The 22,061-nt window shown below is 62.9% G+C and carries 20 protein-coding genes; 12 read left to right on the top strand and 8 right to left on the bottom strand.

Features of this window, described 5'->3' with window-relative positions; all coding sequences use genetic code 11:
* Positions 1-1,869 carry a CHASE2 domain-containing protein gene (locus BBX50_RS01330; protein ID WP_065773525.1) on the bottom strand — a complete coding sequence of 623 codons (1,869 nt, stop codon included), beginning with the start codon at positions 1,867-1,869 and terminating at the stop codon, positions 1-3.
* Between the two features lie 5 nt (positions 1,870-1,874).
* Positions 1,875-2,579: a Crp/Fnr family transcriptional regulator gene (locus tag BBX50_RS01325; protein ID WP_065773524.1), complete on the bottom strand. Its 705-nt coding sequence runs from the start codon at positions 2,577-2,579 to the stop codon at positions 1,875-1,877.
* Between the two features lie 263 nt (positions 2,580-2,842).
* Between BBX50_RS01325 and BBX50_RS01320 the strand changes: the two genes are divergently transcribed.
* Entirely contained in the window at positions 2,843-3,265 is a 423-nt protein-coding gene (locus BBX50_RS01320; protein ID WP_065773523.1) for a DoxX family protein, read from the top strand.
* A 57-nt stretch (positions 3,266-3,322) separates the two neighbouring features.
* On the opposite strand, the gene BBX50_RS01315 is transcribed toward BBX50_RS01320, so the two are convergent.
* Positions 3,323-3,751: an RbsD/FucU family protein gene (locus tag BBX50_RS01315; RefSeq protein WP_065773522.1), complete on the bottom strand. Its 429-nt coding sequence runs from the start codon at positions 3,749-3,751 to the stop codon at positions 3,323-3,325.
* Entirely contained in the window at positions 3,751-4,983 is a 1,233-nt protein-coding gene (locus BBX50_RS01310) for an ROK family transcriptional regulator (protein WP_065773521.1), read from the bottom strand. Before BBX50_RS01310 ends, BBX50_RS01315 begins: the two co-directional genes overlap by 1 nt.
* Before the next feature lie 286 nt (positions 4,984-5,269).
* Between BBX50_RS01310 and BBX50_RS01305 the strand changes: the two genes are divergently transcribed.
* The 7 genes from BBX50_RS01305 to BBX50_RS01275 all read left to right on the top strand — a co-directional run bounded on the left by BBX50_RS01305 (position 5,270) and on the right by BBX50_RS01275 (position 11,939).
* A complete protein-coding gene (locus tag BBX50_RS01305) occupies positions 5,270-6,295 on the top strand; it encodes a sugar ABC transporter substrate-binding protein (RefSeq protein ID WP_065773627.1) in 1,026 nt (341 codons plus the stop codon).
* 197 nt (positions 6,296-6,492) lie between these two features.
* Positions 6,493-7,578 carry an ABC transporter permease gene (locus BBX50_RS01300; RefSeq protein ID WP_065773520.1) on the top strand — a complete coding sequence of 362 codons (1,086 nt, stop codon included), beginning with the start codon at positions 6,493-6,495 and terminating at the stop codon, positions 7,576-7,578.
* On the top strand, positions 7,578-8,360 hold the full coding sequence (locus tag BBX50_RS01295; protein WP_065773519.1) for an ATP-binding cassette domain-containing protein: 783 nt from the start codon (positions 7,578-7,580) through the stop codon (positions 8,358-8,360). The genes BBX50_RS01300 and BBX50_RS01295 overlap by 1 nt, the downstream gene beginning before the upstream one ends.
* Positions 8,357-8,977 (top strand): nucleoside triphosphate hydrolase, encoded by a 621-nt coding sequence (locus BBX50_RS01290; RefSeq protein WP_065773518.1) that lies wholly within the window; start codon positions 8,357-8,359, stop codon positions 8,975-8,977. Before BBX50_RS01295 ends, BBX50_RS01290 begins: the two co-directional genes overlap by 4 nt.
* A gap of 205 nt (positions 8,978-9,182) precedes the next feature.
* Positions 9,183-10,220 (top strand): dihydroorotase, encoded by a 1,038-nt coding sequence (gene pyrC, locus BBX50_RS01285; protein ID WP_065773517.1) that lies wholly within the window; start codon positions 9,183-9,185, stop codon positions 10,218-10,220.
* 11 nt (positions 10,221-10,231) lie between these two features.
* A complete protein-coding gene (locus BBX50_RS01280; protein WP_065773516.1) occupies positions 10,232-10,924 on the top strand; it encodes an orotate phosphoribosyltransferase in 693 nt (230 codons plus the stop codon).
* Positions 10,925-11,012: 88 nt separating this feature from the next.
* Positions 11,013-11,939, top strand: coding sequence for a carbohydrate kinase (locus tag BBX50_RS01275; protein WP_065773515.1), 927 nt, complete (start codon positions 11,013-11,015; stop codon positions 11,937-11,939).
* Between the two features lie 18 nt (positions 11,940-11,957).
* Here the strand turns inward: BBX50_RS01275 and BBX50_RS01270 are convergent, their stop codons facing one another.
* Positions 11,958-12,173 (bottom strand): helix-turn-helix transcriptional regulator, encoded by a 216-nt coding sequence (locus tag BBX50_RS01270; protein WP_065773514.1) that lies wholly within the window; start codon positions 12,171-12,173, stop codon positions 11,958-11,960.
* A 3-nt stretch (positions 12,174-12,176) separates the two neighbouring features.
* A complete protein-coding gene (locus BBX50_RS01265) occupies positions 12,177-12,731 on the bottom strand; it encodes a DUF2975 domain-containing protein (RefSeq protein ID WP_065773513.1) in 555 nt (184 codons plus the stop codon).
* Between the two features lie 120 nt (positions 12,732-12,851).
* Here BBX50_RS01265 and BBX50_RS01260 point away from each other — a divergent pair, with 120 nt between their 5' ends.
* Positions 12,852-13,406 carry a hypothetical protein gene (locus BBX50_RS01260; RefSeq protein ID WP_139108380.1) on the top strand — a complete coding sequence of 185 codons (555 nt, stop codon included), beginning with the start codon at positions 12,852-12,854 and terminating at the stop codon, positions 13,404-13,406.
* A 45-nt stretch (positions 13,407-13,451) separates the two neighbouring features.
* Here the strand turns inward: BBX50_RS01260 and pgi are convergent, their stop codons facing one another.
* Together pgi and BBX50_RS01250 are read right to left on the bottom strand one after the other, a co-directional pair.
* Positions 13,452-15,077, bottom strand: coding sequence for a glucose-6-phosphate isomerase (gene pgi, locus BBX50_RS01255; RefSeq protein ID WP_065773511.1), 1,626 nt, complete (start codon positions 15,075-15,077; stop codon positions 13,452-13,454).
* A gap of 140 nt (positions 15,078-15,217) precedes the next feature.
* Entirely contained in the window at positions 15,218-16,918 is a 1,701-nt protein-coding gene (locus BBX50_RS01250; RefSeq protein WP_065773510.1) for a long-chain fatty acid--CoA ligase, read from the bottom strand.
* 338 nt (positions 16,919-17,256) lie between these two features.
* On the opposite strand from BBX50_RS01250, the gene BBX50_RS01245 reads away from it, so the two are divergent.
* From BBX50_RS01245 to kdpA, 3 genes are all read left to right on the top strand, one after another.
* Entirely contained in the window at positions 17,257-18,492 is a 1,236-nt protein-coding gene (locus tag BBX50_RS01245) for an MFS transporter (protein WP_139108833.1), read from the top strand.
* Positions 18,493-18,680: 188 nt separating this feature from the next.
* The gene (locus BBX50_RS01240; protein WP_065773626.1) at positions 18,681-19,841 is read left to right on the top strand and encodes an AI-2E family transporter; all 1,161 of its coding nucleotides are present in this window, start codon (positions 18,681-18,683) and stop codon (positions 19,839-19,841) included.
* A 506-nt stretch (positions 19,842-20,347) separates the two neighbouring features.
* On the top strand, positions 20,348-22,057 hold the full coding sequence (gene kdpA, locus BBX50_RS01225) for a potassium-transporting ATPase subunit KdpA (protein WP_065773507.1): 1,710 nt from the start codon (positions 20,348-20,350) through the stop codon (positions 22,055-22,057).
* Positions 22,058-22,061 lie beyond the last annotated feature (4 nt).

The raw sequence follows: 22,061 nt of genomic DNA, 5'->3' as shown, positions 1-22,061 counted from the left end.
TCAGTTCTTCTCCGGAACCGTATAGAGCTCCATCGTAGAGAAGCCGCGGATTTCGTGGCTGCCGAGCGAGCGGAGCGGCTGCTTGCTTTCCGCCGAAGCCGCCGGCCCGACGCAGATTGCGGTGCCTAGGAACTTGTTCGCCTCCTGAAGCCGTGCCGCCAGATTGATCGCGTCTCCATGGGCGGTGTAGTCGAGCTTGCCGCTGGCGCCGACATCGCCGACGACCGCCGGTCCGGTCTCGACGCCGATCCGTGTCCGGCCGAAGTTGTTGGCCGCGAACTGCGGACGCCTGCGCATCTCCTCCGTCAGCGCGTGGATCGCTCGGGCGCAATCAATAGCCCTGTCGACGTGTTCGGGAAGGTCCTCCGGCGCGTTGAAAAAGGCGTGCACCGCATCGCCGACCACCTTGTCGACCATGCCGCCATGCGCGGCCACCAGCTGGTTGACCTCGGCAAAGTAGATATCGAGCAGGGCTATGAGTTCGCGTGGTTTCAGCCTTTGCGACAGGGAGGAAAAGCTCTCGATGTCGGTGAAGAGAGCGGTCACTTGCCGCTCTTCGCCGGCCATGCGCACAAGCCCGGGATTGTCGATGTAGCGGGCGACGACCGATTGCGGCAAATACTGCGAAAATTTCTGCCGGGCGGCTGCTTCGGCTCGCCGCACCTTGGCAAATTGCAGGATGCTCGTGATCGTCAGAACAGCGGCAAGCGCAACCGAAATGCTGACCGCGTCGACAAGCCAACCACTCGTTTCGTACATGAGGGCCGCTGCTGCTGCGACCGCGGTAACCGCGCCGAGGCCGAGTATTGCCGATGCCAGCGGTCGGAGGCGCGTGGCGGCGAAGGCGACGCCAAGGCCGGCGAGGAACGCGACAGCCGCTTCAGCGATCGGCAGGCGGCCGTCGCGCTGTGGTATGAAGCCGGTCAGGATCGCATTGGCGATATCGGCATGGATCTGAACCGAGGGTTCGAGCGGCATCGAGGCGCTGGGTCGCAAGCCTCCAAGGCTCGGCAGGCTGCTGCCGATCAACACGAGCTTGCCGGCGAAGCGGTCGGTTGCAGCCTTGCCGGACAAGACGTCGGCCGCTGAAACCGTGCGAGCCGCGAGCCGTTCCGCAGAACTTGCGACGAAGCGCAGGCTGCCGGTCTCGTCGAGCGTAATCACCTGTCCGTCGACGCGCAACCAGGCCGGATCGCCGCCGAGGATCGGGGTGCCGCCGCCGCGCATCCGTCGCGCCGCCTCGATCGCGAGCGTCGGATAGGCGTCGTTGCCGAGGATGGCATAGGCCTGCACCCGGCGTATGCGCGCATCCTCGTCGCCGACGAGAAACGAGGCGGCCGCGGCACTCGCATGGTCCATGAAGGCGGCACAGGACGTTTCGGCGCCGCCGAGGAACCAGAGCTCCGGTGCGGCAAAAGGACGGCTCAATGCCAGCGGCGGCACAGGCCGCGGCCGCTCCTGCACTGTATCGGCCACGAGAAAGCCGAGGACGACGGGGACGGTTCCAAGCGCGGCGGCGAGCGCCCCATTGCCGTCGCCGTCCGCATTGCAATCGGCGCTGAAGACGAAGTCCACGGCAACGGTCTTGGTGCCCGCTTCCGTGAGCCGCGACAGCAGTTCGGCGGTGGCGGCCCGGTCCCATTCGCCCGAGGGGCGGGATTGGTGCGCCTGCCGGTCGATATCGACGACGACAATGTCAGGCGACTGGGGTGCCGGCACCCATTGCGTCAGGTTGTCGAAGAACAACTCGCGCTGCGTCTCGAACACCGGTTCGCCGAAGAGGTAGAGCGCAACGGCAATGAGCAAGCTCGTCAGGAACCCGCCGGCAAGCGGAGTAAGGCGGAATTGCCGGCGTGGCTCAGCGGCCATGCGGTCTAGTCCTCCTCCGGATCGGCAATGCTGTGCAGGCGGCCGACCTTGCAGGCGATGATGCCATCGTTCCTCTTGATCGCCCCGCTCTCCTCCAGCCATTGGATGGCGCGATTGACCTTGGGTCGGCTTGCGCCGAGAACGCCAGCAATATCCGTCTGGCTCATGGTCAGTCTGAGATTGGCGCTTTCCGGCAACTCGCTGCCGTGGATCTGGCGCAGCGTGGCGAGGAAGAAGCGTGCGACCCGGGCGTTGAGGTCGTAGAGCGCGATGGTCTCCAGCCGCTCGGTCGTGTCGCGAAGCTGGGCACAGAGGAAGCGGATGACCGCCTCGGCCGCCTCCCGCCGATTGGTGACGATATCGAGGAAGGCCTTTTTGCCGATCACATAGCCTTCGGAAGCGGTCATCGCGGTCGCATCGGCGGATCGCGACTGGCCATCGAGCACAGCCATCTCGCCGAAAATTGCGCCCCCCTCGTGCTGGCGCAGCATCAGTTCGCGGCCCTGCGGGGTGATCAGCGACAGCTTGATGCGCCCGGAGATGACGACAATCATGTAGTTGCCTTCGTCACCGCGCTGGAAGATCACGGTGCCGGCCGGCCATTTCCTGTAGGTTGCGATATCGGCAAGTTCGGCAATGGTATTCTTGTCGAATTCTTCAAAGATCGGAAACGAGCGCCAGAATGCCGGGCTCCTGTTGATTTCGGTCATGACATTCCCCCGCGCGGCGTCCCCCGCCGCGCCGAAATTCTTCGCCCAGCCGCCTCGTCCTTGCAATAGGAAAAGAACGAAGTTCTGTCGATGTGGTTCCGCGACAGCCCTCGGTCTGGCGCGGAAAATACGCGGATAGCAGGTTGACGATGTCTTCTGGTCGTTTCATTTTTGTGAACGATCTGTCGCTCGCACACCGGCTAGATGATTTTGAAAATACTGGTACTTCTGTTTTCAACAACCGTTTCTCACAGGAGCCTTCCATGCCACAGAATGTCGTCGTCCTCGTTGGACGCATCCTGCTTTCGATTATGTTCATCATGTCCGGCTTCGGCAAGCTGATGGACCCCTCGGGCACGGCCCAGATGATCACCGGCGCCGGCTGGCCGGCACCGACCGCACTTGCCTATCTCGCCGGCCTCTTCGAGCTGGTCGCCGGTCTTGCCGTCTTCGTCGGCTTCCAGACCAAGATTGCCGCCTACTTGCTGGCAGCTTTCAGCCTGGTCACGGCTTTCGCCTTCCACAGCGGTGCGATCAACATCCCGAACTTCCCGCCGGAAGCCAATGGTCTGCTGACCGTCTTCAACGGCCTGATGATGATGAAGAACATCGCGATTGCCGGCGGTTTCCTCGTGCTTGCCGTCTTCGGTCCGGGCGCGCTCTCTGTCGACAAGCGCGGCGCCTGATATCTGCTTCTTCGACAATGACAGGAAGCCCGCCGCTCGCCGGCGGGCTTTTTCATATCAGGGATAAATCACGCCCTTGCGCAGGATCACATTGCCATAAAGCCGGGGCTCGCTGGTCTGGACCACCGTGTGGGCCGCCTTGACCCGCGGATAGAAATCTGCGCCAAGCAGAGGGACGACGCGCCTTGCCGGCTCGTGCCGTCCGCAGCATTCGATGATCTCACGATGCACCGGGTCGAGCGCGTTCTTGTCCTGTTTGACCGTCGCGCGGAAGATTGCCTCGGGCACGAAATCATCGATCGGCAGAACGCTGAGGATCGCGTCGAGCACCGGGATCAACGCATGGCCGTCGAGCCGGACGAGCCGGCGTGCATGTTCCTGTCCCGGATAGTTGCCGTCGACCAGGGCGATCTCGTCGCCGTGCCCCATTGCTCTGAGCGTCGCGAGCAACTCGGGACTGAGGATCGGGTTTATTCCTTTCAGCATCAGCTGAGCTCCTTGAAGAGAACATTGGTGTCGAGCAGGTAGCGGGAAAAGAGTGGCAGGCTGGCGCCGCCGATGGCGCGCGCGTGGCTGCCGACCATGCCTTCCACCAGTTCCGGAACGGTGACACCCTGAAGGTCGAGGTCGTTGAGCGCGTTGCGCGTCGCAGCCAGCAGCCGCGCGCGCACCCAGGGCGGAAAGCCGCCGTCGATGACGACGGCCGAGAAGTCGACGATCGAAACGGCCGAGACGACGGCCTGGGCGAGCGCTGCGCCGCAGTCCTCGATCCAGATGTCGAGCGGCTCGCCGAAATCGATCCAGTCGTCGGCGGAGTACCAGAGCGGACGCGGGTCGGCGCCGCGCTCGCGCAAGAGGTTTTCAAGCACGAAGACCGAGGCGATCTTGAGCAGCTGAATGGTCTTGCCGTCCTTGCCCGAGACCGGCAGCGGACCGACGGCGCCGGCCGTGCCTGTGCGCCCGGAAAAGAGCGCGGAATTCAGCACGATGCCGCCGCCGATGAACGAGCCGATGTAGAAGTAGACGAAGTCAGGATAGCTTGCGCCGACGCCGAAGGCGAGTTCCGCGCCGCAGGCGCTGGTCCCGTCGTTCTGCAGGAAGACCGGGTAAGTGGTGCGGGCGGCCACTGCTGCCTGCAGGTCGACGTCGCGCCACTTGTCCATTTCTTCGCGCGGCGCGCCCACTTCCTCCGCCCAGTTCCAGAGCTCGAAAGGCGTGGCGATACCGATACCGGCGATCCGCTTGCGTTGATCCGGGTTCAATTGCTGCTCTAGTTTGGCCATGCCCGCGATGATGAAATCGACGAGATCGGCGGGCAGCGGATAGGCGTGCACATGGTGCAGGTGCAGCCGGATATTGCCGACGAAATCCATCAACACGAGGTCGGCGCTGCGCCGGCCGATCTTGACGCCGAAGGAATAGACAGCGTCCGGGTTTAATCGCATCGGCGTCGAGGGTTGGCCCACCCTTCCGCGAACCGGGGCGCCCTTGACCAGAAGGCCGTCGCTTTCAAGAGCGCGCATGATCACGGAAACCGTCTGGGCGGAAAGGCCGGAGCGCCGGGCGATATCGGCTTTGGAAAGCTCGCCGTGACGCCTGACCAGCGACATGACCAGGCGCTCGTTGTAGGCGCGTACGCGCGTCTGGTTGGCACCGCCGCTCGGGTCGATGACCTCAGGTTGTGTCGGTCCCCGATCAGGACCGTCTGTCAGTGACATGCCACCGTCTCCTCCCGTTGGCATTGGTGCCCGCTTGGCGCAGGTCTGTTGTTTCCGCTTGTGGCGGCTCTGTCAATTTGACGGACGCTCCAGTCCCCGGGGCGGAGCGTCGTCATCGCAAGAATGCCACATCGAAATAATAATTCAATTTGATTTATTTATTGACACCCCGGAAATTTAGTGTTTGTTTTTACCCCGGAAGCGTCTGTTGCAGCGGAGGAGAATGCTGCGCCGGCGTGGCCTGGGCCGGTCCGCCGGCACGATTTTCAATCCTTGGGAGGATTTCATGAAGAAGACTGTTCTTTCCGCTGCTTTCGGCGTGCTGTCCCTTGGCGTCGTTTTCGCCGCGCCGGCGCAGGCTGCCGACGTCGGCGCCTGCCTTATCACCAAGACCGACACCAATCCCTTCTTCGTCAAGATGAAGGAAGGCGCTACCGCCAAGGCTCAGGAACTCGGCGTGACCCTGAAGGCCTATGCCGGCAAGATTGACGGCGACCACGACAGCCAGGTGGCTGCGGTCGAATCCTGCATTGCCGACGGTGCGAAGGGCATCCTGATTGCCGCTTCCGACACCAAGGCGATCGTCGACCAGGTGAAGAAGGCGCAGGAAGCCGGCCTGCTCGTGATCGCGCTCGACACACCTCTCGATCCGGCGTCCGCTGCCGATGCGACGTTTGCAACCGACAACCTGCTCGCCGGAAAGTTGATCGGCCAATGGGCCGCTGCCACCATGGGTGAGGGCGCCAAGACCGCCAAGGTCGGCTTCCTCGACCTGACGCCCTCGCAGCCGACCGTTGACGTTCTGCGCGACCAGGGCTTCATGATGGGCTTCGGCATCGATACGAAGGATCCGGCCAAGATCGGCGACGAAGATGATGCGCGCATCGTCGGTCACGACGTCACCAACGGCAACGAGGAAGGTGGTCGCAAGGCGATGGAAAACCTTCTGCAGAAGGATCCTGATATCAATGTGATCCACACCATCAACGAGCCGGCCGCCGTTGGCGCCTACCAGGCGCTGAAGGCTGTCGGCAAGGAAAAGGATGTGCTGATCGTCTCGGTCGACGGCGGTTGCCCGGGCGTCAAGTCGGTCGCCGAAGGCGTCATCGGTGCGACCTCGCAGCAGTACCCGCTGATGATGGCCGCACTCGGTATCGAGGCGATCAAGAAGTTCGCCGATACGGGTGAAAAGCCGAAGCCGACCGAAGGCAAGGACTTCTTCGATACCGGCGTTTCGCTCGTCACCGACAAGCCGGCTGCCGGCGTCGAATCGATCGACACCAAGGTCGGTACGGAGAAGTGCTGGGGCTGATCGGCTCCGCCGAACGCATGACTGAGCAACCGAAGGGCGGCCCCGGCCGCCCTTTGCGTAAGCGCCGATGTCTTTGACAAGGCGATCAAAACCGCGCAGCTTCTTGAGAGAGTGCTCATGCCCGCCAGACGGTGGGCGGGCTGTGCGCCGAGCAGCATCGCAACCCCTTGGGAGCGGGGTTCACGGGAGGAAGGTCCATGGGCGAGCCCAACACAGCCGCACAGCCATCCCAGGAATTCGAAAAAGTCCTGGTCAACAGTTCGACGCAGGTCGCGTCGTTCGATACGCATGACAAGACCGCGATCCAGAAGATCCAGCATTTCCTGCATTCGACGCCGGCTGCGGTGCCGTTCATCGTGCTGGTCGCCGCGATCCTGGTCTTCGGCATTGCCATCGGCGGGAAATTCTTCTCGTCCTACACGCTGACGCTCATTCTCCAGCAGATCGCCATCGTCGGCATCCTCGGTGCCGCACAGACGCTGGTGATCCTGACGGCCGGTATCGATCTTTCGATCGGGGTGATCATGGTGCTGTCGGCTGTCATCATGGGCAATTGCGCCGTGACCTACGGCCTTCCCGCACCGATCGCGATCTTCCTCGGCTTCGTCGTTGGCGGTGCCTGCGGTTTCCTCAACGGCTTCCTCGTTTCCAGGGTCAAGCTTCCGCCGTTCATCGTCACGCTCGGCACCTGGTACGTGATCATGTCGACGAACTTCATCTACTCGGCCAATGCGACGATCCGCGAAGCCGATGTAACGGCCGTCACCCGGATGCTGCACGTCTTCGGTGTCAGCTTCAAGGTGGGCTCCGCCGTCTTTACGCTCGGCGTGGTGATGATGGTCGTGCTGGTCTTCGGCCTCTGGTATGCGCTCAATCACACGGCCTGGGGGCGGCACCTCTATGCGGTCGGCGACGATCCGGAGGCGGCCAAGCTTTCCGGTATCCGCACCGGCCGCGTCCTGCTCAGCGCCTATACGCTCGCTGGCCTGATCGCAGCGCTTGCCGCCTGGGTCTCAATCGGCCGCAACGGGTCGATTTCGCCCTCGGCAGCAGTCACCGACTATAATCTGCAGGCCATCACCGCAGCCGTGATCGGCGGCATCTCGCTCTTCGGCGGACGTGGATCGATCCTTGGAACCTTGATCGGCGCGATGATCGTCGGCGTCGTCTCCATGGGTCTCAATATGCTCGGCGCCGATCCGCAGTGGAAAGTCTTCCTCACCGGCGTGCTGATCATTTCCGCCGTCGCCATCGACCAGTGGATCAGAAAGGTAGCCGCCTGATGACACAGGAACCCATTCTCACCGCGCGCGGTCTCGTCAAGCGCTACGGTCGCGTGACCGCCCTCGACCATGCCGATTTCGATCTCTATCCCGGCGAGATCCTTGCCGTGATCGGCGACAACGGCGCCGGAAAGTCCTCGATGATCAAGGCGATCTCCGGCGCGGTCAGGCCCGACGAGGGCGAGATCATGCTCGAAGGGCAGCCGGTGCATTTCAGCTCGCCGATGGATGCGCGCGCCGCCGGTATCGAGACCGTGTACCAGAACCTGGCGCTGTCGCCGGCGCTGTCGATCGCCGACAACATGTTTCTCGGCCGCGAAATCCGCAAACCGGGCATCATGGGTAAGCTCTTCCGCACGCTCGATCGCGCGGAAATGGAGAAGAAGGCGCGGGCAAAGCTCTCCGAGCTCGGCCTGATGACGATCCAGAACATCAACCAGGCGGTGGAAACGCTTTCGGGCGGCCAGCGCCAGGGCGTGGCCGTGGCGCGAGCCGCAGCCTTCGGCTCCAAGGTGGTGATCATGGACGAGCCGACGGCGGCTCTCGGTGTGAAGGAAAGCCGGCGGGTGCTGGAGCTGATCCTCGACGTGCGTTCCCGCGGTCTGCCGATCGTGCTGATCTCGCATAACATGCCGCACGTCTTCGAGGTGGCCGACCGCATCCACGTTCACCGCCTTGGCAAGCGGCTCTGCGTCATCAACCCGAAGGAGCACACGATGTCGGACGCGGTCGCTTTCATGACCGGGGCGAAGGAGCCGCCGCGCGAGGCGCTCGCGGCATGAAGGTCGAGCCGATCGCCAACGAAATCCTGAAACGGGCGGTTGGCGCCGCCCGTTTCGTCGTCGCCATTGCCGGCCCGCCCGGTGCCGGCAAGTCGACACTGTCGGACGCGCTCGCCGAGACCCTGATGGCCCGCGGCGAAAAGGCGACTGTTTTGCCGATGGACGGCTTCCACATGGACAATGTCGTTCTGGAGGAGAAGGGGCTGCTCTCCCGCAAGGGCGCGCCGGAAACCTTCGACATCAGAGCCTTCCTGTCGACGATTGCGGCGGTCCGCGCGCATGACGGCGAGGTACTGGTTCCGGTCTTCGACCGCTCGCGCGAGATCGCGATCGCCTCGGCCCGGATCGTGGCACCCGAGACGCGCATCGTCCTGGTCGAGGGCAACTACCTGCTGCTCGACGAGACACCCTGGAGCAAGCTTGCCGGTGCCTTCGACTTCTCGATCTTCATTAATCCCGGGATCGAGGAACTGGAGCGGCGGCTGCTAAAACGCTGGTACGATCACGGTTACGACGGGGAGGCGGCGAAGCGGAAAGCCTTTGGCAACGACATCCCGAACGCGCACCGTGTCGTCGAGCATCAACGGGAAGCCGACCTGGTGCTAACGGATTTCTGAGCGATGGTCGGATTGCGGATTGTCTTCCCGGGCGCATTGGTGTTATCGAGACGCGGTTCCACCACATGAGTAACCGCCCGCCACCCGCACCTGCCGGCTGCAAAGCTGCGCGCGCGGATCGGGCGCGAGCACCGGGAGCGGGATCAGGAAAAGTGTACGCGGTTACCCCGCCTGCATCCCGCCCTGACCTAGGAGAACGCTGACCATGCAAGACCTCGTTATCCGCCGGCCGGATGATTGGCACCTTCACCTGCGCGACGGCGACATGCTGAAAGGCGTTATCGCCGATACCAGCCGCCACTTCGCCCGCGCGATCATCATGCCCAACCTGGTGCCGCCTGTTGTCACGACCGCAGACGCTGCCGCCTATCGCGAGCGCATCCTTGCCGCGATCCCCGAGGGCGACCGGTTCGAGCCGCTGATGACGCTTTACCTCACCGAAGGCACGAACCCTGATGACGTCGAGGCCGGCCACAGAAGCGGTCTCGTCAAGGCGGTCAAGCTTTACCCGGCTGGCGCGACCACGAATTCGCACAGCGGCGTGCGCAACATCGACGAAGCGATGCCGGTGCTCGAGCGCATGGCGAAGATCGGCCTGCCGCTCTGCGTGCACGGCGAAGTGACGACGTCGGATGTCGATATCTTCGACCGCGAGGCGGTGTTCATCGAGACCGTGCTCGACCCGCTGCGCAAGCGGTTGCCGGAACTGAAAGTGACGATGGAACACGTCACCACCAAGGACGGCATCGACTACATCAAGGCCTCGAAGGCGAACCTCGCCGGCTCGATCACCACCCACCACCTGGTCATCAACCGCAACGCGATCCTGGTCGGCGGGATCAAGCCGCACTACTACTGCCTGCCGGTCGCCAAGCGTGAGAACCACCGCCTGGCGCTGCGGGCTGCCGCCGTTTCCGGCGACAAGCGCTTCTTCCTCGGCACGGACTCGGCGCCGCATGTCGATCCGTTGAAGGAATGCGCCTGCGGCTGCGCTGGCATCTATACCTCGATCAACACCATGAGCTGCCTTGCACATGTGTTCGAAGAAGAGGGCGCACTCGACAAGCTCGAAGCCTTCGCCTCGCTCAACGGTCCCGCCTGGTACGGCCTGCCGGTCAACGAAGAGACGATCACACTCAGGAAGCAGGCTGAGGCTGTTACCTATCCCAGGAAGATCGAGACCGGTGCCGGTCTTGTCACCGTGTTCGATCCGATGTTCCCGCTCTACTGGGCCGTCGTCTGAAGGAGAGATTGATGTTTTCCAACGCGTTCACCGACAAGGCCGTGATGGCCGAGCTGGTCGCCAAGATGCTCTGGGAGATCAAGGCGGTGCATTTCAGCGCCGACAAGCCCTACAAGCTGTCGTCCGGCATGGCGAGCCCGGTTTATATCGACTGCCGCAAGCTGATCTCCTATCCGCGCATCCGCTCGGCAGTCATGGACTTTGCCGCCGCTTCCATCCTGCGCGAAGCCGGCTTCGAGAAGTTCGACGTCGTCGCCGGCGGTGAGACCGCCGGCATTCCCTTCGCCGCGATGCTTGCCGAGCGCCTCGGCCTGCCGATGATCTATGTTCGCAAGGCCCCGAAGGGCCACGGCCGCAATGCCCAGATCGAAGGCCACATGCCGGAAAGCGCGCGCGTGCTCGTGATTGAAGACCTGACGACGGCCGGTGGTTCGATGTTCAAGTTCATCGACGCCATTCGTGCGGCCGGCGGCATCGTCGACCACGGCATCGCGCTTTTCTACTACGACATCTTCCCGGAAGCGGTCGGCGAGATGAAGGGCAAGGGTGTTGACCTGCACTGGATCGCCACCTGGCGCAACGTGCTCGCAGTCGCGCGCGAGCAGGCGCTCTTCGACGAGAAAACGCTTGGTGAGGTCGAGGCCTTCCTCAACGCGCCGCTCGCCTGGTCGGGCCGCAACGGCGGCGTGAGCGCTCTGGCATAATGCTTGCCTGCCCCGGCGCCCGCCGGGGCAGGCAATTCTGAGGTCTGTATTTTAAATCGATTGAAATTCTATCGAGGAGGAAGAGCCAATGATCGTATGTTGCGGTGAAGCGCTGATCGACATGCTGCCGCGGGACACGACCGCGAGCGAGAGTGCCTTTGCACCCTATGCCGGCGGGGCGATCTTCAACACGGCCATCGCGCTTGGACGCCTCGGCATCCAGACCGGTTTCTTCACCGGTCTTTCCGACGACATGTTCGGCGATATCCTGCGCGAGACGCTGAAGGCGGCGAATGTCGATTTCGGCCCCTGCGCAACGCTCTCGCTGCACACGACGCTCGCCTTCGTCAAACTGGTCAACGGCCATGCGAGCTACGCCTTCTTCGACGAGAACACTGCCGGCCGCATGATCACGTCGGAGCACCTGCCGGCACTCGGTGATTTCTGCGAGGCGCTGCATTTCGGCGCAATCAGCCTGATCCCCGAGCCCTGCGGCTCGACCTATGAAGCCTTGATGACGCGTGAGCACGAAAAGCGGGTCATCTCGTTCGATCCGAACATCCGGCCTGGCTTCATCAAGGACAGGGACGCCCATCTCGCCCGCATGAACCGCATGGCGGCGATGTCCGATATCATCAAATTCTCCGACGAGGATCTCGCCTGGTTCGGCATGGAGGGAAGTCACGACGATCTCGCCGCCGAATGGCTGAAACGCGGGCCGAAGCTGGTGCTGATCACCAAGGGTGCCGACGGTGCCGTCGGCTACACGGCGCGCCACAAGGTCGAGGGTGCGGGCGAGCGGGTGACCGTGGTCGATACGGTCGGCGCCGGCGACACCTTCGACGCCGGCGTGCTGGCGTCGCTGAAGCTTGCCGGTCTCCTGACCAAGGCCGATGTCGCCAGCCTCGGCGAGACCGCCGTTCGCAACGCGCTGGCGCTCGGCGCCAAGACGGCCGCCGTCACCGTCTCGCGTGCCGGCGCCAACCCGCCGTGGAAGCACGAGATCGGTCTCTGAGCCGTACTCTCTTCGACCTTACTCTTCCGGTTCCGGGCGATATTCCAGGATATCGCCTGGCTGGCATTCGAGCACTGAGCAGATCTTTTCCAGCGTGTCGAAGCGCACGCCCTTCACCTTTCCCGATTTCAGCAGCGAGATGTTCTGTTCGGTGATCCCGACCTGTTCGGCAAGATCACGCGAGCGGACCTTCCGTTTCGCCAGCATGACATCGAGGTTTACGACAATCGGCATGCGCTAGACGAAGCTCCTGTTCTCCGCTTCGACATCGGAGGCGATGACCATGACGTGGCCGAGTCCCACGACCAGGCCGGCCATCAGCAGCACGATGATGGCGCCGCCACTGATATCGAAGACGACCGCCCGCCCCGCAGTGCCCGGATTGTCGTAGGAGACGGCGAGGATGCCGATACCGTTGCTGACCGTGATGAACAGCGCGCCTGCAATTGCGGTCAGCCCCACCCGTCGAAGCAGCACGCCATTCCGGTTCGAGAGGATCTCGCCGCGCTGGAAGCCGTCGAAAAGCTGCCAGGCGAAGGCGAGGCCGGCAATGACAAGCGCATTGTTGATGGCGGTCAGGAAGATGACCGTGGCGATGGCGCGATAGGAGAGAGAGATTGCCTCGACGCGTGGAAACACGACGTTGCGAATATCCTGTTCGAAGCCCTGTCGGTCGAAGAAAATCTGCCAATGCCCATAAACGACGGCCGAGCAGAACAGCGCCCCGCTCAATACGATGATGAGTTTCATGAAGCGGCTGAGCTTGCGCAGCCGTTCGGCGGAGTCCGTCATAAAAATTCCTTTATCGTTTGACTTGTATTTTTATCGTAAAACAATAAGTATTTCTCGTCAATTATGATTTTGGCGTTGTGGCGTGCCTCTTCGATTTTTCAAGAATCCCTGTCTTTTCTGTTGTTGAATACCCTTGCCGCCTGTGCGGCCCTAAACGTCGACTCGATCGACAAACTGTCGAAACTTGACCCGTCAAAGACCGATCCGGCGGATCTGCGCGTGGCGCTTGTCGTGCCGAAGGAGCTGGTTCTGAGGCGTGGCGATGCGACGCTGGGGCTTTCCTGGCGCGATGGTGACGCTGCTCCGGAAAGCCTGAACTACGCGCTCGAGGTGCATGCCGGAGGCGCATCTGATGCCTCGGTCGAGGATCGCCTGTCTTCAGGAGAGACGCTCTATGTTCTCGCCCTTGCCGAGGCGGACGCGGCGGGCTTGCGGGCGCTTCAGGCAAAGATCGCGCTGGCGAAGAACGGCAAGCCGGGTGAGCGCGACAGCCTTTCCGTCAACTTCTCCGGCGGTTGCTGGCGCGGCACGTTCCCGGCGGGGCGCAAGGTGGCGATCAATGCGTGGATGCAGACGGCGACGGACGCGGACTACTTCCCGCTGTTTTCCAACGTCGATCTGATGCGGGTGCTGAACCAGGCAAAGACGACGGCGTTGCCGGCCTGCGCCGTGTGAGGCGGAGGGAGGAGTGGCCGACGCCTCCCTCCGCGCGGTCTTTGCTTAGCGCGCCGCCTTCAAGAGGGCCGCGACCAGGCCTGCCGTCGAGGAGTCGTGGCTGGCAGCACTTTCCTTACCTTCCACGACCGGCAGCAGGCCGGTTGCAAGCTCCTTGCCGAGCTCGACGCCCCACTGGTCGAAGGAGTTGATGTTGAAAAGCGCGCCCTCGACGAACACGCGGTGCTCATAGAGTGCGATCAGGCGGCCGAGCGCGAAGGGATCGAGCTGATCGTAGACGATTGTCAGCGACGGACGGTTGCCGGTGAAGACACGGTGCGGCGCGATTTTGTCGGCCTTGGCATCGGCTATGCTTTTGGCGGTGAGCTGCGCCTTGGCTTCCGCGAGCGTGCGGCCCTTCATCAGCGCCTCGGACTGCGCCAGGCAATTGGCGATCAACAGCTCATGCTGATGGCGCAGGTTCTTTTCATGGCCGTTTGCCGCGATCATGAACTCGGCTGGAATGATGTCCGTGCCCTGATGGATCAGCTGGTAGAAGGCATGCTGACCGTTGGTGCCGGGTTCGCCCCAGACGACGGGGCCGGTCGAATATTCGACCGGGGTGCTGTCGAGGGTAACTGCCTTGCCGTTCGATTCCATATCGAGCTGCTGCAGATAGGCGGGGAAGCGCGACAGGCGCTGGTCATAGGGCAGGATCGCGCGCGACGGGTAGCCCAGAACATTGCGATGGTAGAAGCCGATGAGGCCGAGCAGAACCGGAATGTTCTGACGGATCGGCGCGGTGCGGAAATGCTCGTCGATGGCATGGCCGCCATCGAGGAAGCGGCCGAAATTCTCGCTTCCGATGGCGATCATCAGCGGCAGGCCGATCGCCGACCAGATCGAGTAGCGGCCGCCGACCCAGTCCCAGAAGCCGAAGACGCGGGCCTGGTCGATGCCGAAGGCGGCAACCTTGTCGAGCGCGGTCGAAACGGCGGCGAAGTGGTGGCCGACCGCGGCCTCGCCGAGCTTGCCGGCGATGAAGGCGCGGGCCGTCGCCGCATTGGTCATCGTCTCGATCGTCGTGAAAGTCTTCGAAGCGACGATGAAGAGCGAGGTTTCCGGATCGAGCAGCTTCAGCGTGTCGGCAATGTGGGCGCCGTCGATGTTGGAGACGAAGTGCAGGCGCGGCCCGTCATGGAAGGGGGCAAGCGCCAGCGTCGCCATGACCGGGCCGAGATCGGAACCGCCGATGCCGATATTGATGACATCGGTGATCTTCTTGCCGGTGGCACCCTTGAGCGCGCCCGAGCGGATGCCGTCGGCAAAGGCGCCCATGGCGGCAAGCACGCCGTTGACGTCGGGCATCACGTCCTTGCCGTCGACGAGCACCGGGCTGTTACTGCGGTTGCGCAGCGCCGTGTGCAACACGGCGCGCTCCTCGGTGATGTTGATGATGTCGCCGCGGAACATCGCGTCGCGCTTCTCTTCGACCTTGGCGGCCTTGGCGAGCGCCTCGAGCCCATCGAGCACCTTGTCGTTGACGGCGCATTTCGAATAGTCGAACAGCAGGTCGCCGAGCGTGGTGCTGAAGCGCTTGAAGCGCTCGGCATCGCTGGCGAAGGCGGCGCGGATATCGGTTGCGTTGGTCTCGGCGGCGGTTGCTTTGAGTTGATCGACAAGCGCTTTCATCGCAGGGGCTCCTTGGTCGGACAGTGTGTCGGACAATCGCCTGCGTAGCTATTCGCTTTAAGCCACTCAAATCAAGCCTTGAAAACCGCCGAGACGGCGGTTTTCAGGTTTTTTTAAATCGTTTTAATTTTGGGAGTAATTTACCCCCGCAGATCCTTGCGCAGGATCTTGCCGACATTGGTTTTCGGCAGTTCGGTGCGGAATTCGACAAAGCGCGGGCGCTTGTAGTTGGTGAGGTTGGCGGCGCAATGGCGCTTGACCTCCTCTTCCGTCAGCGCCGGATCCTTCTTGACCACGAAGAGCTTGACCGCTTCGCCGGAATGTTCGTCCGGAATGCCGATCGCCGCGCATTCGAGAATGCCGGGATGGGTCATCGCCACTTCCTCGATCTCGTTCGGGAAGACGTTGAAGCCCGAAACGAGGATCATGTCCTTCTTGCGGTCGACGATCTTGACGAGGCCGGCTGCGTTCATGAAGCCGATGTCGCCCGAACGGAAGAAGCCATCCGGCGAAATCGCCTTGGCGGTTTCGTCGGGCCGCTGCCAGTAGCCCGACATCACCTGCGGGCCGCGGATGCAGATCTCGCCGACCTCGCCGATCGGCAGCGTGTTGCCCTGGTCGTCGCGGATCTCGACGTCGGTGGACGGGATCGGCATGCCGATCGTGCCGGTGAACTCGGTGGCGTCGAGGATGTTGGCCGTTGCCACCGGCGAAGTCTCCGACAGGCCGTAGCCCTCAGCGATCGAGCAGCCGGTCATTTGCTTCCAGCGCTCGGCGACTGGCCGCTGAATGGCCATGCCGCCACCGAAGGTCAGCATCAGCGAGGAGAAGTCTAGCTTCTGGAACTCGGCATTGTTCATCAGCGCGTTGAACAGCGTGTTGAGACCCGGGAAGATGTTGGTCTTGTGCTTGCCGAGTTCCTTGACGAAGCCCGGAATGTCGCGCGGATTGGGGATCAGGATATTGTTGCCACCGGTGGCAAGACCCATCAGCGAATTCACCGTCAGCGCGAAGATGTGGTAGAGCGGCAGCGCGCACATGAAGACGAGATTGTCCGGACGCGCCCGCGAACGGAAAGCCGTGTGGAACCAGATCTCCATCTGCGCCATGTTCGACAGAAGGTTCGAGTGCGTGAGCGTCGCGCCCTTGGAGACCCCGGTCGTGCCGCCGGTATACTGCAGGAAGGCGACGTCGCTGGAGGCGACGTTCGGTTTGGTCAGCTTGGCGCGGCCGCCCTTGGCAAGCACGCTTTTGAAGGAGAGGTGCCCAGGGATCGACCACGCGGGCACGAGCTTCTTGACCCGGCGGACCACCAGATTGACGATCGCGCCCTTCAGGCCCAGCATATCGCCCATGGTGGCAACGACGACGTGCTTCACCGAGGTCTTGTCGACCACCTGCTGCACCGTATGGGCGAAGTTTTCGAGAACGAAGATCGCCTTCGCGCCGGAATCGACCAGCTGGTGCTGCAATTCGCGCGGCGTATAGAGCGGGTTGACGTTTACGACGGTGAAGCCGGCCCTGAGAATGCCGTAGACGATGACCGGGTTCTGCAGGATGTTCGGCATCATCACCGCGACGCGGTCACCCTTGGCAAGGCCGATCGACTGCAGCCAGGCGCCGATCCGGGCGGATTCGGCGTTGAGATCGGCAAAGGTGAGTGTCTTGCCCATGCAGGTGAAGGCCGGGCGGCTCGAATAGCGGGCAACGGCGTGGTCGAAGAACTCGCCGATCGACTTATAGGGCAGGGGGCCGATATCGGCAGCTATGCCGGGTGGGTAGGATTGCAACCAGATCTTGCCCTGGCTGGTACCCGATTGTTGTGTGCTGACTTCCGCCATGACCTCTCTCCCTCTGGTCGCCACAGGCTGGCCTGCTCGCGGCCTGAGAACATCCTCCCGATCTTCTCATGCCGATGAAGATGATGCTTTTGCGACACCTCTTCAAGCTGAGATTCGGGGTTATATAACTTTGACGTAAACGTCAACTGAACTTACGGTTAACCGGCGTCTTCGGTGCTTGCGAAAAAGTATGACGAGAACTGCAAAATCTTTGCTTGCCGCCTGAAAAACCTGTATTGCATTGCAGCATATCCCTGTTGGTTCGATCCAACGCCCGCCGACATATCCCCCAGATTTTTCTCCGGTCCCCGCGGGGCGGACGACGCTGGCCATTGCCCATGAGTGAACCCATGTGTGACGAAGCCCTTTCCTCCGCCGGTGCGCCGCGTCGCGCCCGCGTTTCCGCTGCCGAAGTGGCGCTCGCCGTCGGCGGCTTCGGCATAGGTACCGGTGAATTCGCGATCATGGGCCTGTTGCCGCAGGTGGCCGAGGACGTCGCGGTTTCGGTGCCGCGGGCGGGTGCGGTGATCAGCGCCTATGCGCTCGGGGTCGTCGTCGGCGCGCCGCTGATCGCGGTGCTTGCCGCCCGCTTCTCACGTTTCCGGGTGCTGCTGGCACTGATGCTGATTTTCGCCGTCGGCAATTTCGCGAGTGCCGTCGCCCCGGATTTCTACACATTGATCGCGGCGCGCTTCTTTGCCGGCCTTCCGCACGGTGCCTATTTCGGCGTTGCCGCTTTGGTCGCAGCCGGCCTTGGCGCGCCGAACCAGCGAGCGCGCGCCGTCGGCCGGGTGATGATGGGCCTGACGATCGCAACGCTCTTCGGCACGCCCCTCGTCGCCTGGTTCGGCCAGGCGCTCGGATGGCGTTCGGCCTTCGCGATCGTCGGCGCCATCAGTCTCCTGACCATGGTGCTCACCGTCGCCCACGTGCCGCGAGACAAGGGCAATCCCAAGGCGACACCGCTTCATGAGCTGGGCGCCCTTGGCAAGCTGCAGGTCTGGCTGATGCTCGGCATCTGCGCCATCGGCTGCGGCGGCATGTTCGCGGTCTTCAGCTACATCACGCCGGCACTCACCGAAGTGGCGGGTGTTTCGCTCGCCAACGTGCCGATCATGCTGTCGGTCTTTGGCGCGGGCATGATCCTCGGCAACATCGTCGGTGCGCGTCTGGCCGACTGGGCATTGCTGCCGGCAATCGGCATTGCCATTGCCTTCAACATCTTCGCCTATGTGCTGTTCTACTTCACCATGGGCAATCCGTGGATCGCGATCGTCAACGTGCTGTTCATCGGTGGCGGCTTTGCCGTCGTGCCCGGCGTGCAGACGCGGCTGATGGATGTCGCCGGCGAAGCGCAGACGCTCGCCGCAGCGCTTAGCCATTCCGCCTTCAATCTTGCCAACGCGCTCGGCGCCTGGCTCGGCGGCGCCTCGATCGCCGCCGGCTATGGCTGGACGTCGACAGGTCTCGTCGGTGCCGTCTTGGGTGTTGCCGGCTTTGGCATCTTCCTCGCATCCGTCTTCGTCGACCGCGCCCAGCCGGCCGGCATGCGCGCCAAGCCTGCGGCCGAATGACCGATCGGGCCGAAAGAACGCCGCGAGATCTTGATCCCTCCTAAATTATTCTGTCATGTCCCGCCGCTAGCGTCGCTTATGGCCCTGAAACTACCGTAAAGCAGGGGCAAAGGGCGGCGCGCGGCGCCCATATAGGATGGCAAGGCCGCGGGTTTGTTGTAAGCTCGTCGAAAGACGGAGGATCATTGGTGCAATTGGGCAATCGCGAACGAGAGAATTTTGCCGTGGAGCCGCGGCTCCTCGGTCAGACGGCGATTTCGCGCCATGCCCTTGTCGGTCCGATGACCGCTGCCCGTTGGATGCTGGTCTTCGTTCTTCTCGCCGGTGTCTACTTCTTCCACGGTTTCGTCGTGCCGGTTCTCGCCGCCGTCGTCATCGGTTTTGCCAGCTGGCCGATCTATCGCCGCCTGCTTGCCGCAGTGAACGGCAACCGGACGCTTGCCGCGACCATCGCCATCGTCAGCGTCATTTCCTTCATCGTCGTGCCGATTTCGATTGCCGCCGTTTATGCGGTCGACGAAGTGCGCGACTGGGTCGTCTGGGCGGTCGAGACCAATGCCAATGGTGCGGTCGTGCCCGCCTGGCTGAGCAGCATTCCGATTGCCGGCGTGTGGCTCGGCGAACAATGGGTCAAGCATGTCGGTCATCCGGGTGCGCTCGGCGAACTCGTCCAGCTGGTCAGCGGCTCCAACATCGGCAACATCTACCGCGGCGTCCTGGTCGTCGGCGCATCGACCTTTCACGCCTTCCTGACGCTGCTCTTCATGCTGATCACGCTGTTCTTCGTCTATCGCGATGGCCAGTCCTTCTCCGGCCAGCTCGACCGCCTCGGCGAACGCATCTTCCCGATGCGCTGGGAGCGGCTCTCACGCGTCGTGCCAATGACGATCAGCTCGACGGTTACCGGCATGGGCATCATCGCGATTGGCGAAGGCATCGTGCTCGGCGTCGCTTACTGGCTCGCCGGCGTTCCGTCGCCGGTCACGCTCGGCATCATCACCGGCCTGATGGCTCTCATTCCGGGCGGCGCGCCGCTCTGCTTCACGCTGGTCTCGATCTATCTCGTCGCCAGCGGCTCGCCGGTTCACGGCATCGCGCTGTTTGCCTGGGGCACGACCGAACTCTTCATCGTCGACAAGACGCTGCGCCCGCGCCTCGTCGGCGGCCCGATCAAGCTGCCGTTCCTGCCAACCTTCTTCGGCCTCGTCGGCGGCGTGAAGACCATGGGCTTCCTCGGTCTCTTCGTTGGCCCGGTGCTGATGGCGCTGCTGGTTGCCATCTGGCGCGAGTGGATGCGCGAAGTCACGACGCCGCCCGAGGCGACGGTCGACCACATCATCAAGGGCTAAGCGCCGACGGCAGGCCGGCCGCCCATCCGGCGGCCCTGCGCACGGTTCGGCGTGCGCGGCCGATGCATTTTGATCGTTTCCTGCCGCCGTCGACCGGCTGCTGCTCAAGCCTCCGTCGTGTGGGCTGCTGGCCGCCGTGTGCGCGTCTTTATCATTTCCTTATGCGCCTTTGCGACTATCGCAATCGATAATTGACCCGCCCAGGGAGCAAGATCCGGACTTCAATAGTCCGGAGAATTTGCATGTCCGATGTTCTTTTCCTTGCCGCCGGCATCGGCGGCTTTGTCGTGTTTGCGCTTTATGCGCGCGCGCTGAGCCGCCTCTAGGAGGCCCCGATGTTCGAAGCCCTGATCGGTCTCGTCGTCGCCGTCGCCCTTGCGGCCTATCTCGTCGTCACCCTCGTTCGCCCGGAACGGTTCTGACCCCGGTCAAAGGTTTGGTCCGGGTCGACACATCAAGACCGGATCGCCCTTTGCGCCGCACATTTTCCTGAGCGGAGAAATCTCATGTCTATCATCGGGTGGCTGCAGATCAGCCTCCTCTTCATCGCCGTCCTGATCGTCATCAAGCCGCTGGGGCTTTACATGGCGCGGGTCTTCTCCGGTGAACGCAACGTCTTTTCACCTGTCCTCGGTCCCGTCGAGCGCGGTCTTTATCTCGCTGCCGGCGTCGATCCGAACAAGGAGCAGGGCTGGCTCGCCTACACGATGTCGATGCTCGCTTTCAGCCTCACCGGCTTTGCTTCGCTGTACGCGATCTTGAGATTGCAGGCCCACCTGCCGATGAACCCGCAGGGTTTTGCCGGCATGCCGTCAGACCTCGCCTTCAACACGGCGGTCAGCTTCGTCACCAACACCAACTGGCAGAACTATGGTGGCGAAACGACGCTCAGCCATTTCAGCCAGATGGCGGGCCTCACCGTCCATAACTTCGTGTCGGCCGCGACCGGTATCGCCATGGCGCTTGCCGTGACCCGCGCCTTTGCCCGCTCGAACGCGTCGACGGTCGGCAACTTCTGGGTCGACCTCACCCGCTCGACCCTCTATGTGCTCTTGCCGGTCGCCGTCGTCATGGCCCTTGCCATGGTCTGGACCGGCCTGCCGCAGACCTTCAATGCCGATCTCACCGCAACGACGCTCGAAGGCGCCAAGCAGACGATCTCGCTCGGCCCGGTCGCAAGCCAGGAGGCGATCAAGCAGCTCGGCACCAATGGCGGCGGCTTCTTCAACGTCAACGCCGCCCATCCCTTCGAGAACCCGACGGCCTTCTCCAACTATCTCAACATCTTCGCAATGTTGTCGATCTCGGCGGCCCTCGTCTACACATTCGGCCAGATGGTCGGCAACCGCCGCCAGGGCTGGGCCTTCATCGCCGTTACCGCGATCCTGCTGATTTCAGGCGTTGCTGTCGTCTACTGGGCGGAAGCGCAGGGCAACCCGATCCTGACCGCACTCGGTCTCGACGCCGCCCAGGGCAATATGGAAGGCAAGGAAGTCCGCTTCGGCCAGGCGATGACGGCGCTCTACGCGGCTGTCACCACCGGCCTCTCGGACGGTGGTGTCAACGGCATGCACGGCTCGCTGACGGGGCTTGGCGGTCTTGTGCCGATGTTCCTGATGCAGCTTGGCGAAGTCCTGCCCGGTGGTGTCGGTTCCGGTCTCTACGGCATGGTGGTCTTTGCGATCCTCGCCGTCTTCGTCGCCGGCCTGATGGTCGGCCGCACGCCGGAATTGCTCGGCAAGAAGATCGAAAGCCGCGAGATGAAATACGCGATATTCGCCGTTCTCATCCTGCCGGTGACGATCCTCGGCTTTGCCGCCGTTTCTGCCATGCTGCCCTTTGCGGTCGCAAGCATCGGCACGGCGGGCCCGCACGGCCTGTCCGAAATCCTCTATGCCTTCACGTCGGCTGCCGGCAACAACGGCTCGGCTTTCGGCGGGCTGACCGGCAACACGCCCTGGTACAACACCACACTCGGGCTCGCGATGCTGCTCGGCCGTTTCGCCTATGCCGTTCCGGTCATGGCGATCGCCGGCTCGATCGCGGTCAAGACCCGCGTGCCGGCGTCCAAGGGCACCTTCCCGACCGACACGCCGCTCTTCGTCGGCCTGCTCGTCGGCATAATCCTCATTCTCGGCGGGCTGCAGTTCTTCCCGGCGCTCGCTCTCGGTCCCATCGTCGAGCATCTCTCGATGCTTGCCGGTCAGACCTTCTAAAGGA

Source organism: Ensifer sp. LC11, from assembly GCF_001695835.1.
Classification (GTDB): Bacteria; Pseudomonadota; Alphaproteobacteria; order Rhizobiales; family Rhizobiaceae; genus Ensifer.
The sequence above is the reverse complement of the archived record's forward strand: the minus strand, read 5'-3'. Positions and strand labels throughout refer to the sequence as shown.

What these genes read in the sequence shown, in the direction of transcription:
- kdpA (WP_065773507.1), top strand. Translation starts at nt 20,348, where the DNA reads ATGTCTATCATCGGGTGGCTGCAGATCAGCCTCCTCTTCATCGCCGTC.
- BBX50_RS01280 (WP_065773516.1), top strand. Translation starts at nt 10,232, where the DNA reads ATGTTTTCCAACGCGTTCACCGACAAGGCCGTGATGGCCGAGCTGGTC.
- pyrC (WP_065773517.1), top strand. Translation starts at nt 9,183, where the DNA reads ATGCAAGACCTCGTTATCCGCCGGCCGGATGATTGGCACCTTCACCTG.
- BBX50_RS01320 (WP_065773523.1), top strand. Translation starts at nt 2,843, where the DNA reads ATGCCACAGAATGTCGTCGTCCTCGTTGGACGCATCCTGCTTTCGATT.
- BBX50_RS01275 (WP_065773515.1), top strand. Translation starts at nt 11,013, where the DNA reads ATGATCGTATGTTGCGGTGAAGCGCTGATCGACATGCTGCCGCGGGAC.
- BBX50_RS01295 (WP_065773519.1), top strand. Translation starts at nt 7,578, where the DNA reads ATGACACAGGAACCCATTCTCACCGCGCGCGGTCTCGTCAAGCGCTAC.
- BBX50_RS01250 (WP_065773510.1), bottom strand. Translation starts at nt 16,918, where the DNA reads ATGGCGGAAGTCAGCACACAACAATCGGGTACCAGCCAGGGCAAGATC.
- BBX50_RS01290 (WP_065773518.1), top strand. Translation starts at nt 8,357, where the DNA reads ATGAAGGTCGAGCCGATCGCCAACGAAATCCTGAAACGGGCGGTTGGC.
- BBX50_RS01300 (WP_065773520.1), top strand. Translation starts at nt 6,493, where the DNA reads ATGGGCGAGCCCAACACAGCCGCACAGCCATCCCAGGAATTCGAAAAA.
- BBX50_RS01265 (WP_065773513.1), bottom strand. Translation starts at nt 12,731, where the DNA reads ATGACGGACTCCGCCGAACGGCTGCGCAAGCTCAGCCGCTTCATGAAA.
- BBX50_RS01330 (WP_065773525.1), bottom strand. Translation starts at nt 1,869, where the DNA reads ATGGCCGCTGAGCCACGCCGGCAATTCCGCCTTACTCCGCTTGCCGGC.
- BBX50_RS01305 (WP_065773627.1), top strand. Translation starts at nt 5,270, where the DNA reads ATGAAGAAGACTGTTCTTTCCGCTGCTTTCGGCGTGCTGTCCCTTGGC.
- pgi (WP_065773511.1), bottom strand. Translation starts at nt 15,077, where the DNA reads ATGAAAGCGCTTGTCGATCAACTCAAAGCAACCGCCGCCGAGACCAAC.
- BBX50_RS01325 (WP_065773524.1), bottom strand. Translation starts at nt 2,579, where the DNA reads ATGACCGAAATCAACAGGAGCCCGGCATTCTGGCGCTCGTTTCCGATC.
- BBX50_RS01270 (WP_065773514.1), bottom strand. Translation starts at nt 12,173, where the DNA reads ATGCCGATTGTCGTAAACCTCGATGTCATGCTGGCGAAACGGAAGGTC.
- BBX50_RS01245 (WP_139108833.1), top strand. Translation starts at nt 17,257, where the DNA reads ATGAGTGAACCCATGTGTGACGAAGCCCTTTCCTCCGCCGGTGCGCCG.
- BBX50_RS01310 (WP_065773521.1), bottom strand. Translation starts at nt 4,983, where the DNA reads ATGTCACTGACAGACGGTCCTGATCGGGGACCGACACAACCTGAGGTC.
- BBX50_RS01315 (WP_065773522.1), bottom strand. Translation starts at nt 3,751, where the DNA reads ATGCTGAAAGGAATAAACCCGATCCTCAGTCCCGAGTTGCTCGCGACG.